Annotated in this window: 11 protein-coding genes; all 11 read left to right on the forward strand. The window is 61.9% G+C overall.

Going from position 1 to position 11,501, the window contains the following annotated elements:
- Nucleotides 1-1,166, forward strand: a 1,166-nt coding sequence (trmFO, locus tag VJ604_RS17295; RefSeq protein WP_324084660.1) for a methylenetetrahydrofolate--tRNA-(uracil(54)-C(5))-methyltransferase (FADH(2)-oxidizing) TrmFO, incomplete at its 5' end; no start/stop codon positions are given.
- Between the two features lie 143 nt (nucleotides 1,167-1,309).
- Entirely contained in the window at nucleotides 1,310-1,510 is a 201-nt protein-coding gene (locus tag VJ604_RS17300; protein ID WP_324084662.1) for a hypothetical protein, read from the forward strand.
- A 25-nt stretch (nucleotides 1,511-1,535) separates the two neighbouring features.
- On the forward strand, nucleotides 1,536-2,114 hold the full coding sequence (locus VJ604_RS17305) for a Maf family nucleotide pyrophosphatase (RefSeq protein ID WP_324084664.1): 579 nt from the start codon (nucleotides 1,536-1,538) through the stop codon (nucleotides 2,112-2,114).
- 16 nt (nucleotides 2,115-2,130) lie between these two features.
- Nucleotides 2,131-2,829 (forward strand): YggS family pyridoxal phosphate-dependent enzyme, encoded by a 699-nt coding sequence (locus VJ604_RS17310; protein WP_324084666.1) that lies wholly within the window; start codon nucleotides 2,131-2,133, stop codon nucleotides 2,827-2,829.
- The gene (locus VJ604_RS17315) at nucleotides 2,826-3,059 is read left to right on the forward strand and encodes a hypothetical protein (RefSeq protein ID WP_324084668.1); all 234 of its coding nucleotides are present in this window, start codon (nucleotides 2,826-2,828) and stop codon (nucleotides 3,057-3,059) included. The genes VJ604_RS17310 and VJ604_RS17315 overlap by 4 nt, the downstream gene beginning before the upstream one ends.
- 254 nt (nucleotides 3,060-3,313) lie before the next feature.
- On the forward strand, nucleotides 3,314-4,942 hold the full coding sequence (locus tag VJ604_RS17320; protein WP_324084669.1) for an ABC-F family ATP-binding cassette domain-containing protein: 1,629 nt from the start codon (nucleotides 3,314-3,316) through the stop codon (nucleotides 4,940-4,942).
- Between the two features lie 690 nt (nucleotides 4,943-5,632).
- Nucleotides 5,633-6,631, forward strand: coding sequence for an HAD family hydrolase (locus tag VJ604_RS17325; RefSeq protein ID WP_324084671.1), 999 nt, complete (start codon nucleotides 5,633-5,635; stop codon nucleotides 6,629-6,631).
- 169 nt (nucleotides 6,632-6,800) lie between these two features.
- Complete coding sequence (locus VJ604_RS17330) at nucleotides 6,801-8,672, forward strand: hypothetical protein (RefSeq protein WP_324084673.1); 1,872 nt, start codon at nucleotides 6,801-6,803, stop codon at nucleotides 8,670-8,672.
- Between the two features lie 187 nt (nucleotides 8,673-8,859).
- Nucleotides 8,860-9,804 carry a DUF2157 domain-containing protein gene (locus VJ604_RS17335; protein WP_324084675.1) on the forward strand — a complete coding sequence of 315 codons (945 nt, stop codon included), beginning with the start codon at nucleotides 8,860-8,862 and terminating at the stop codon, nucleotides 9,802-9,804.
- Nucleotides 9,801-11,006, forward strand: a complete 1,206-nt coding sequence (locus tag VJ604_RS17340) for a hypothetical protein (RefSeq protein ID WP_324084677.1) — start codon at nucleotides 9,801-9,803, stop codon at nucleotides 11,004-11,006. Before VJ604_RS17335 ends, VJ604_RS17340 begins: the two co-directional genes overlap by 4 nt.
- 115 nt (nucleotides 11,007-11,121) lie before the next feature.
- Nucleotides 11,122-11,501: iron-containing alcohol dehydrogenase (locus tag VJ604_RS17345; RefSeq protein ID WP_324084679.1), on the forward strand; the 380-nt coding region annotated here is incomplete at its 3' end.

Consider the following 11,501-nt stretch of genomic DNA (forward strand, 5'->3'; position numbering starts at 1 on the left):
AATTGGTGTGTTCGAACTCCCTGCGCAGCGCCTCCTTCACCGCCGCGGTGGGGTTGCTGAAAGAAGAGATGCGCCGGCTGGATTCCCTCTTCATGGAGGGGGCCGAGGCGACCAAGGTCCCCGCCGGCGGCGCGCTGGCCGTTGACCGGGAGCTCTTCTCCCAGTACATCACCGATAAGATCCAGAGCCACCCGCTGATCGAGGTGATCCGGGAAGAGGTGACCGAGATCCCGGTGGAAGGGATCGTGGTGCTCGCCTCCGGCCCGCTCACCAGCGGTCCGCTGGCCGAAAAGATCGGTGAGTTGGTCGGCGAGTACCTCTACTTCTACGACGCCATCGCCCCCATCGTCTCCGCCGACTCCATCGACCTCTCCAAGGCCTTCCGCGCCTCGCGCTACGGGAAAGGTGAGGGGGACGACTACCTGAACTGCCCGCTGGACAAGGAGCAGTACCAGAACTTCGTGGAAGAACTGCTCAAGGCCGAGAAGGTGGAACCCAAGAGCTTTGAGAAGGTGGTCCACTTCGAGGGGTGCATGCCGATCGAGGAGATGGCGAGCCGCGGCCCCGAGACCCTGCGCTTCGGCCCGATGAAGCCGGTCGGCCTGGTGGACCCGCGGGTAGGGGTGGAGGCCTACGCGGTGATCCAGTTGCGCCAGGAGAACCGGGAGGCGACCATGTACAACCTGGTCGGCTTCCAGACCAAGCTGACCTATCCCGAGCAGAAGAGGATCTTCAGCATGATCCCCGGGCTGGAAAACGCCCAGTTCCTGCGGCTTGGCTCCATGCACCGCAACACCTTCATCAACGCACCCCGGTTGCTGCTCGCCACCTGCCAGCTGAAGAGCGATCCCAGGATCCTGTTCGCCGGCCAGATCACCGGCGTCGAAGGGTACGTCGAATCGGCTTCCAGCGGTTTTGTGGCCGGCGTCAATGCCGCCCGCCTCGCCAAGGACGAGGAACTGACCGTGCCGCCCCCCGAGACGGCCATCGGCGCACTGGCCCAGCACATCACCAATGCAGAGGCGGCGCATTTCCAGCCGATGAACGTGAACTACGGACTCTTCCCGGCCATCCCCGGCAAGATTAAGAAGAAAGAGAAGCGTGGACTTCTGGCCCAGCGGGGCCTGAAGGAACTTGAGGGGTGGCTGGAGAAACTCCGGGTCTGATATGGATAAGCAGGTTGTGATTGCAGCCTGCTCTGTCATAGAGCTCCACTGGTCTCGTTGTTAAGAGTGCCAATCTAGGATATAAAACATACTGTGTGGTGTCGTTGACTGCATTATTACCTCGGTAAGAAGTGGAGGCTGCCATGCAGGGAGACAAAGAAAAACTGGAGATTTCGGTTCTGGGACGGCTGGCTTCACTGGAGGCGCTGGTTTTCTTGATGGGCGTCGCCTCCCTGGTTTTCGGGCTGGTCACCGGGAGCTTGATCAACATCCTGATCGGCGTGATCATCGTGACCGCCGGAGTCATGCTGGCCTGGAAATGGAAGCGGGTCCACTCCAAATAGCGCCACCACAAAGGGAGTTTCCTACATGAAAAACACCATCGTGCTCGCCTCGGCGTCGCCCCGGCGCAGCGAGCTTCTTGATTCTGCAGGCGTCATGTTCCGGGTCGCGCCCGCCGATATCTGCGAGGATGCCCTGCCCAACGAGGAACCGGTGGATCACGTCCTGCGTCTGGCGGAGGAAAAGGCCAAGGCGTCGGCGGCTTCGGGCGTGGACGGCAGGTTTTTCCTGGGTGCCGACACTATCGTCCTTTGCGACGGCGAGATCATGGGAAAACCCAAGGACGCGGCCGACGCCGAGCGGATGCTCAGGAAACTCTCGGGCGTGCCGCACGAGGTGGTGACCGGGTTCGCCATCTACGACAAGGAGCGTGACGGCGCGCTGCGCGAGGCGGTGCGGACCAAGGTCTATTTCAAGCATCTGCGCGACGAGGAGATCTCCAGCTACATCGCGACCGGCTGCCCCTTCGACAAGGCGGGAGCCTACGCCATCCAGGGTGGCGCGGCGCACATGGTACAGAAGATCGAAGGTTCCTACACCAACGTGGTGGGCCTGCCGCTCTGCGAAGTGCTCGAGAAGCTCAGGGTGATGGGGGCGCTGCAGTGATGCGCGAGGTGCCGTCATGTCGATAGCCGCCAACCTGCAGGCAATCCACCAGCGGATGGCGCAGGCCGCGGAGAGGGGAGGGCGCCACCCCGGCGACGTGCGGCTGGTGGCGGTCACCAAGACCAAGCCGGCCGCGGCCATTGCCGAAGCCTTCGCGTGCGGCCAGCTGATCTTCGGCGAGAACTACGTCCAGGAACTGGTGGCCAAGGCGGCGGAGCTTCCCAAGGAGATCTGCTGGCACTTCATCGGCCATCTGCAAAGCAACAAGGTGCGCCAGATCGCCGGGCTGGTCCAGATGATCCACTCGGTGGACCGCATCTCGCTGGCCCGCGAGATCGACCGCCAGTGGGGCGAACTAGGCAAGAGCTGCGATATCCTGGTACAGGTGAACATCTCGCGCGAGACGACCAAGAGCGGGACCAGCAGCGAAGAGGTTTTCGGCCTGGTACGGGAGATCGCCACCTTGCCTCACGTTCGGGTCAAGGGGCTGATGACCATGCCTCCCTTCTTCGACGACCCGGAGGCGGCCCGCCCCTACTTCAAGGCTCTCAGGGAACTGGCCAGAGAGATCGAGGCTGCGCGCATTCCGGGCGTGGAGATGAATGAGCTTTCCATGGGGATGTCCGGCGATTTCGAGGCGGCCATAGCCGAGGGGGCCACCCTGGTGAGAGTGGGGTCGGCACTGTTCGGAGAACGGGTCTACACAACTCCATGAACCAGCCCAAGAAGAAAATCTCAAAGCTCAGGCGTCCCTTTGTCATAGCGGGAGCGGTAATCGGTGCCGGAGTGTCGGCCTGGTATCTCTATGACAACTTCGGCACCGTCTCAGTCATACCCGATCCCGTCTGGCTCAAGTTCGTCAAGGTCTCCCTCCTGATGTTCTGCTCCATCTACCTGGCCAACCTGCTGCGAAACATCGTTGAGTTCGTCATCGGAAAACGGTAGACGTACGCCTGCTTGCTGTCTCCCGCCCGTGGCACCCTTAGTGCTCAACCCGATGCAATCTCCCGTTCAACAGATCGGCTCTGATGAGCAACCATCTCCCTCAATCACGTCCCCCCCTTGATAAAGGGGGGACAGGGGGGATTGCAGCTGGCTTTTTGACTGAACTTTGCTGTGGAAAAATTAAGTTGTCTTTGAAACACCCTTCATGCTAACGCTAATAGGCTGCTTTTTCACGATTCAGGAGACTTTGCATAATGATTCATCTGTCCAACATCACCAAACAGCACGGCTCACAGGTCCTCTTCCGCGACGCGAGCTTCCAGATCCTCCCCGGCTCCAGGACCGGCCTGGTCGGCCCCAACGGCGCCGGCAAGACCACCATCTTCAGGATCATCACCGGCGAGGAGGAGGTCGACGCGGGCGAGATCACCGTCGCCAAGAAGACCACCATCGGCTACTTCTCCCAGAACATCGGCGACATGCGGGGCCGCTCGGCCCTGGAAGAGGTGATGGCTGTTTCCGCCGAGACGGTGAGGCTAGCGGGTGAGTTGAAACAGATGGAGGAGCAGATGTGCCTCCCGATGTCGGACTCCGACATGGAGGCGCTCCTGGCGCGCTACGGGGTGGCGATGGAAGAATTCGAGCACCGCGGCGGCTATGACCTCGACTCGCGCGCGCAGGAGGTCCTGACCGGCCTCGGCATCGGTCCCGACCGTTTCCACAACCCCGTCGAATCCTTCAGCGGCGGCTGGCGCATGCGTATCGCCCTGGCCGGCATCCTCACCCTTTGCCCCGACATCCTGCTTCTGGACGAGCCGACCAACCACCTGGACGTCGAATCCATCATCTGGCTGGAGGAATGGATCGCCAGCGAGTACAAGGGCGCGCTCTTGATGACCAGCCACGACCGCGACTTCATGAACCGCGTGGTGAGCCGGGTGGTGGAGGTGGCCAACAAGACCGTGACCACCTACGGCGGCAACTATGATTTCTACGAGAGGGAGCGCGAGATCCGCCGCGAGCAGCTTCTGGCGAGCTACAAGCGCCAGCAGGAGATGCTCGCCAAGGAGGAGGAATTCATCGCCCGCTTCGCCGCCCGCGCCTCGCACGCCGCACAGGTGCAGTCGCGGGTGAAGAAGATCGATAAGATCGAGCGGATCGAGATCCCGCCCGAGGATAAAGTGGTCCGCTTCCAGTTTGCCGAGCCGCCGCGTAGCGGCGACGACGTGGTGGTGATGGATAGCCTCGGGAAAACCTGGACCAATCACGATGGCAGCCCCCATCCCATCTTCTCCGGCGTCACCGGGACCATCAAGCGCCTCAGCAAGATCGCGGTGGTCGGGGTGAACGGTGCGGGCAAATCGACGTTGCTGAAGACCATCGCCGGCGAGACCGAGCCCACGGCGGGAACGGTTTCGCTGGGCGCCAACGTGGAGTTGGGCTACTTCAGCCAGCACGCCATGGAGATCCTCGATCCCAAGAAGACTATCTTCGAGACCGTCCAGGACGTCATTCCGCTGGCGACCATCGGTGTGATCCGGAACCTTTTGGGCGCCTTCCTTTTCCAGGGAGATGACGTAGACAAGCGGGTCGAGAACCTGTCAGGGGGAGAGAAGAGCCGGGTCGTGCTGGCGACCCTTTTGGCGCGTCCCATCAACTTCCTGGTGCTGGACGAGCCGACCAACCATCTGGACATCAAGTCGCGCGAGGTCCTGCTGGACGCCCTCACCAACTTCACCGGCACCGTCATGCTGGTGAGCCATGACCGTCACTTCCTGCGCAAGCTGGTAGACCGGGTGATCGAAGTCGATCACGGCGAGATGCGCCTTTACGAGGGGAACTACGACTACTACCTCTCCAAGACCCAGCACGTAGTCCACTGATCGGGCACATCTCTCCCGAAAGCTCCCCCACTCCCTACTATCAAACCAGTCCCACCAACGTTCCCTCCCCTTCAAGGGGAGGGCCAGGGGGAGGATGGGGTTCGACGTCGCCCCCAGAGCAAATTCACCTGACCTCAAAGTAAATTCATCTGACCCCAGAGCAAATTCACCTGACCTCAGAGTAAATTTATCTGAAGTCAAATTAATTTCATCTGGGCCAAAGGCACACTGTATTGAGGGCCAAGCCCGGACCGACAGCGTCCAACCCGCGACTGGAGGAGCAATGGGGTCGAGTTTGATAACTGGATAACCATAAGCTGACATCCTCACGACCCATTAGAAGAAACCAAAAGTTTTTGACATCCTTCAGGAAGCCGGAGTATAGTCACCGCGCGTGCAGGGGGCCGTCGACACCAATATCGGAATAACGGAATGCCTCTTAGCAGAGAGAAACGCATGCAACGCATGGGCGTCCCGGAAGGGTGCCCGTGAGAGCTGATTGAGTCGATGGAAGCTGGTGAAAGGCCGAGAGAAACCAAGATAGTTGAGGAACGGCTATCGCCAACCACGAGAGGCAGGAGCACACTCCGCAGCTGGCGGAAGTTGATGAAAGCAGACGGGAGCTGGATTTGCTCCGGTGCTCAGGCAGGCGTTAGCTGGCTCAAGGCACACTTCCAGAGGAGAGATCCCTTGAAGAGAAACCTTCTTGCTGCACTCGCTCTCGGCTTCGTCCTGGCATTCAGAGGTCTGGCGACAGCTCAGGCCCCTGACCCCCTTCCATCTTGGAACGATGGAAAAGCAAAACAGTCCATTGTGGCATTCGTGGCGAAGGTGACGAAGAAAGGCTCGCCCGACTTCGTTTCGCCTGCCGAGCGCATCGCAACGTTCGATAACGACGGCACGCTCTGGGCCGAGCAGCCGATGTACTTCCAACTGCTTTTTGCACTCGACCGCGTGAAGGCACTCGCGCCGCAGCATCCTGAGTGGAAGGACAAGGAACCGTTCGCATCGCTTCTCAAGGGCGACGTGACGAACGCACTGGCAGGCGGCGAGCATGCAATGGTTGAAATCGTCATGGCCACTCATGCCGGCATGACCACGGAGGACTTCGAGCAGGTCGTGAAGGATTGGATCGCCACCGCCAGGCATCCCGTCACAAAGCGCCCCTATACCGAGATGGTGTATCAGCCGATGCTCGAGGTACTCACGTTCTTGCGAGCGAACGGATTCAAGACCTTCATCGTCTCCGGCGGCGGCGTCGAGTTCATGCGTCCGTGGACAGAGAGGGTCTATGGCATCCCACCCGAGCAGGTGGTCGGCAGTAGCGTCAAGATGAGGTTCGAGATGCGCGACGGTGCGCCGCTGCTGGTCCGATTGCCGGAAGTGCACTTCGTCGATGACAAGGAGGGCAAGCCCGTGGGCATCCAGGAGCACATTGGCCGCCGGCCGATTGCCGTATTTGGCAACTCTGATGGTGACCTCCAGATGCTTCAATGGGCTACTGCTGGACGGCGACTTCGATTCGCGCTGTACGTGCACCACACCGATGCCACACGCGAATGGGCCTACGACCGCAACTCCAACATCGGCCGCCTCCACAAGGGCCTCGACGAAGCGCAGGCGAAGGGCTGGACAGTTGTGGACATGAAGCAGGATTGGAAGGTCATCTTCCCGATCGAGAAGAGGTAGGAGATTCGGTAATCTGGAGTGAGCCAGCCAACAACCGGTTGCAGCGGACGGTCCGCTGCGCGGTCTGCCGCTGAACCGGGGGGTTAGATGAATGAGGGGATAGAGGGTCAGGCACTCGTAATTCACTCAATGTACTTTGAGCGACTGCCCCCTACAGCTTCCCTCCCTATTGAAGATCGAGCTCCTGCTCGGCAAGGACGGATTGGTGATGCAACTTACCAAAGACACGATCAAGCCCGCAAGTGCTACCAGCGCGATCTCTGCGCGTAACGTCTCGTGCTTTATGCTCGCCCTTCATCTGTTGCTGCTTGTATTGACAGTTGCCGACGGGGCATGGGCCACGTCCTCATGCAGCCAGGGGGATGAGACTCGCGTCTGGACCGCGCCGCTTGTGGCGCTCCCGGGCGAGAAGCTGGAGATCCTGTCGGTCTCAACCAGTGGCGACTTGGCGGAGCTGCTGGTCACGGACCCGGCGGGCCGCCAGACCAAGCTGCCCACTGTGAAAGCCGGCGGCCCCCCTTGGAGTCTTCGGGGGGTGCTGCTCGCTCCTGCTCGCGGCCGCTACCGCATCCAGGCGATGCGGGCCGCCCAGGTGGTGGCCTGCGCCGAGGTCCAGGTCGGAGGGGGCGCCGGGAACCGGGGTGACGGGGAGTGGGATCTGGCAATGCAGGCGCTCTATGCGGCCTGGATCGAGCACCTGTTCGATGCCTCGCCCGAGCAATCTCTGAGCTTCCCTTCGCTTGAGCCCGTACTACGCGACTCCCAGCGCAACTTCCTCTACGACTACCTGAAACGAGGTGAGGACAGGCAGCTGCCCGCCAAGCCTGATTGTGCCGACCTGCCTTATTTCCTGCGTGCCTACTTTGCCTGGAAGCTCGGCCTGCCCCTCAGCTATCGCTCCTGCAGCCGGGGCAGTGCCAGCAGCCCGCCGCGCTGCGACCCTCCGGAGATCGACCGTACCTTCGTCCGCACCGCCGCTCCCACCGGCGCCTTCCTGAAGGTAAGCCGCAGAATCATGGACACGGTCAACTCCGGCGGTGGGCGTACGGCGCTGCGCGACGACGCCACCGACTTCTATCCGGTGCCGCTCGAGCGCTCGGCCCTGTGGCCCGGCACCATCTTCGCCGACCCCTATGGACATACCCTGGTCATCGTCAAGTGGGTCCCGCAGACGGAGAATCGCAGCGGACTCCTGCTCGCGGTGGACGCCCAGCCCGACAACTCGGTCGCCCGCAAGCGCTTCTGGGAGGGGAACTTCCTCTTTGCCGCAACCCCGAGCGCCGGCCCCGGCTTCAAGGCCTACCGTCCCCCGGTTTCCGGCGGCTCAAGAGGCGGATGGCGCCCGCTGTCCAACAACTCCCTCAATGGTCGCTTTGGCCTGCCACCCTATTCGACCGAGCAGGCGGGCCTCGCCCCTGTGAACTTTTACGCACGCATGGAGCGGCTCATCAACCCGCGCGGACTGGACCCGGACGCGGCCTACGCGGCCACCCTGGATGCGCTGATGGAGCAACTCGAGACCCGCGTGCGCTCGGTCGACAACGGGGAAGTATACATGCGTGCCCACCCGGCGACAGTCGTTCCCATGCCGCGCGGTCCGGCCATCTTCGAGTCCACCGGTCTCTGGGAAGACTACTCGACCCCGTCCCGGGACATGCGCGTGCTGATCGCCTTGAAGGTGCTGGCCGACCTGCCCGAGCGCATCCGCCGCCATCCTGAGCTCTATGTATTGCGGGACGAGGACGCGGCGGCCGCCGCCGCGCGGATCGAGCGGCTCCATGCACAACGCATCCGGGAGGTCTTCATCACCTACACCCGCAGCGACGGCAGCCCCTGGCGGCTGAGCCTAGCCGAGATCTACGAGCGCCGGCCGGGGCTCGAAATCGCCTACAACCCCAACGACTGCGTCGAGCGGCGCTGGGGTGCGGCCCCCGGCACGCCGGACTACAGCACGTGCCGCCGCCGGTCGCCCGCCGAGCAGCGAGAGCGCATGGAGGAGTACCGTCTCTGGTTCCGCGAGGCCCGCCGGCCCCCGCGCTAGGGAAATTAGAGGGATCAGCCCTTGCATTATTGCCTCATATAGGAGAACAATCCGGGGACGTTGTTAACTTTTTAACATCTAATTGTTTCGTCCTGTTCTTGCCGAGGCGTGCCGACTGCACATTAGAAAGTTAATTTGTTAACAACGTCCCCGAGGTGCGTGCGGGAACGGAGAAGTGAGGTAAGGTGTGCAAGACGTCCTCAATGATCTTGAGAACAGCGAAATTCTGAGCCGGGAGCAGGCGGCGCTACTGCGCCGTATTTATGGCCGGGAGCTCTTTTCGGTGCATTGGGAACTGCGACTGCTCCTCTATGGCGGCATCCTGATCATGACCACCGGCCTCGGTCTTCTTGTCGCCAAACACTTCGCCACCATCGGCCACCTGACCCTGCTTGCAGTCATCTCAACGGGATGCGCGGCCTGTTTTGCATACTGCCTGCGCCACGGTGGAGGTTTCTCACCGGGAAGTCTCGCGACGCCGGATGCGGCCTACGACTACGTCCTCCTGCTCGGCTGCCTCCTCCTCGGGACGCTTCAGGGGTATCTGGAACTCCGCTACCAATTCCTCGCCCAATTCTGGAATTGGTGGCTGCTTGCCTCCGCCCTGATTTATCTACTCTGCGCCCATTACTTCGACAACCGCCTTGTTCTCTCCCTTGCTCTCTCCACCCTGGGCGCCTGGCTCGGCGTGAAAAGCAGCCAACTCGGCACGGGGTTGTGGGATGGCACCTTGCGAGAAAACGCTGTCTTTTTCGGGGCATTGGTCGTGGCGGCAGGGGCGACCCAGACCAAGCTTGGTTGGAAACGCCACTTCCTTCCCGTCCACCTGCACCTCGGCGTCAACGTACTCCTAGCCGCCTTGGTAACCGGCGTCGGCTCCCGCGCCGCCGGCTCGGCCTATTTTGCCGCCCTGCTGCTGACCAGCAGTGGCAGCGCCTTCTACGCCACGCGCCAACGCAGCTTCGCCTTCCTCCTCTACGCCGTCCTTTACGGCTATGTCGGCATCACTATCTTTGTGCTCGATCATGCTCACCGGAGCAGTGAAGGGATCATACTCTATTTCCTCGTCAGCGCGGCGACACTGCTGACGGCTCTGGTGGCCTTGCATCGCCGTTTCCGGAGTGCCGAATGATCGCCCTTTACAAGAAAGGCGAGCGCCGGGTGGCGGTGGTTGAGGAGGCCCGGCGCTGGCAGGAGGCCGGGATCATCACGGCGGAGCAAGCCGCTGCGGTGGAGGAGCGCTATCGTTCGGAACTGGTGCGGGTGAACCCCTTTATTCGCATCCTCCTCGCCGTGTTCACCACGGTCGGAGGGGTGGCGCTGGTGTCTCTTCCGGCCGTGATACTGACATTTGAGGACACGGGATTCGCCCTGTTGTGCCTGATCTTCGCCCCGCTCTTCGCCCGGGTGGCCGATCACGAACTCATTGCCGGCCGCCGCCTCTACCGCTGCGGCGCAGAGGAGGCGTTGCTGCTGCTGGCCGTCGGCATGCTCGCCCTGGCGGTCGCCATCCCCGCCCACGACTGGGGACACGGTGCGGAACGTCTGGCGTGGCTGATGGCTCACTGCATCGTCCTGGCCGGAGCGATCCTACTCACGGTCCGCTACGGCTACGCCGTAGCGGCGTTCGGGTCGATGCTCGCCGTCGCCGGAATTCCCTTCCATTTTGCCGATATTCTTCATTGTCAGATGTCGCACCTGCCTCGGTTCGTCCTCCTGCTTCTGCTCGGCGCAGCGGCACTCTGGGCGCAGCGGCGACTCGTCGGCCGCAACAGCCTGCCCCGGGGATACGTCCGGTCTCTGGAGACCGTACGCCTTGCAGCCTGGGCGGGGATCTACCTCGACGTGAACCTCTTTGCTCACCGAATTCTCTGGCGGGAATGGCTCGGGTGGACGCCGGGAGAATCGCAGCTTCTCTGGAGCGATCACTTCTGCGCCGTGTTTACCGCCATCCAGCCGATTGCAGCCCTGGCGATGGGGATCGGTCGCCGCGATCGGGCGCTGCTCTGGTTTGGCGTTATTTCGGCCATTCTGTCCATCCTCACCCTTAAGTACTACCTACATTTCAGGCATGTTGCCGAGGGGTTGACGGCTGTGGGGCTGTTGGTGGCGGCTCTCACCTTCAGCCTGCTGCGTTGGCTGCGCACGGGTTCGAACCGCTGCCGTGGCGCCTTTACCGCCGAACCGCTCCTCGAACCGCGTCTCTACGGTCTCGATGCCGAGGCGTTGGCGGCGATCCAGCCCCTTGTCCCGGAGTCTAGGGGGCCGCAGGCCAAGGCACTCCATTCCGGGGGCGGCACCTTCGGGGGAGGCGGTGCATCCGGCGGGTATTAGGAAATAATTAAGGACAGTCTCGGGGACGTCGTTAACTTTTTAAGCATGAGGCGTCTCCCTCTCCATTCCGGGAGGGAATCATCGTTTCTTCTCAAAGTACTTCATGGAGCTAATTATGACTCGAATCCTGCTTGCCCCTTCACGATACATACAGGGTCCCGGCGCCCTCCGGGAGACAGGTTGCCATGCCTCCCTGCTCGGCAGGAGCGGTCTCGTGATCGGCGGAAAGACCGCCCTCTCCCTCTGCTACGACACCATCGCGGCAAGCCTGGTAGAGCGGGAAGTCGCCTGTCACGGCGAGCTGTTCGGGGGGACGTCCTCGCGAGGCGAGATTGCACGACTGGCAGACATCGCCAGGACTCATCATGCCGACTTCATCGTGGCGCTGGGCGGCGGGGCATCCATCGATGCGGGAAAGGCCGTCGCTCACGAGATGAATCTTCCTGTTATTGTCGTGCCGACGACGGTCGCCACGGATGCACCCTGCTCCGCGCT

It is taken from the genome of Geomonas sp., from assembly GCF_035254065.1.
Classification (GTDB): Bacteria; Desulfobacterota; Desulfuromonadia; order Geobacterales; family Geobacteraceae; genus Geomonas.

Coding starts and splice junctions, on each gene's coding strand:
- VJ604_RS17300 (WP_324084662.1), top strand. CDS start 1,310: ATGCAGGGAGACAAAGAAAAACTGGAGATTTCGGTTCTGGGACGGCTG.
- VJ604_RS17305 (WP_324084664.1), top strand. CDS start 1,536: ATGAAAAACACCATCGTGCTCGCCTCGGCGTCGCCCCGGCGCAGCGAG.
- VJ604_RS17310 (WP_324084666.1), top strand. CDS start 2,131: ATGTCGATAGCCGCCAACCTGCAGGCAATCCACCAGCGGATGGCGCAG.
- VJ604_RS17315 (WP_324084668.1), top strand. CDS start 2,826: ATGAACCAGCCCAAGAAGAAAATCTCAAAGCTCAGGCGTCCCTTTGTC.
- VJ604_RS17320 (WP_324084669.1), top strand. CDS start 3,314: ATGATTCATCTGTCCAACATCACCAAACAGCACGGCTCACAGGTCCTC.
- VJ604_RS17340 (WP_324084677.1), top strand. CDS start 9,801: ATGATCGCCCTTTACAAGAAAGGCGAGCGCCGGGTGGCGGTGGTTGAG.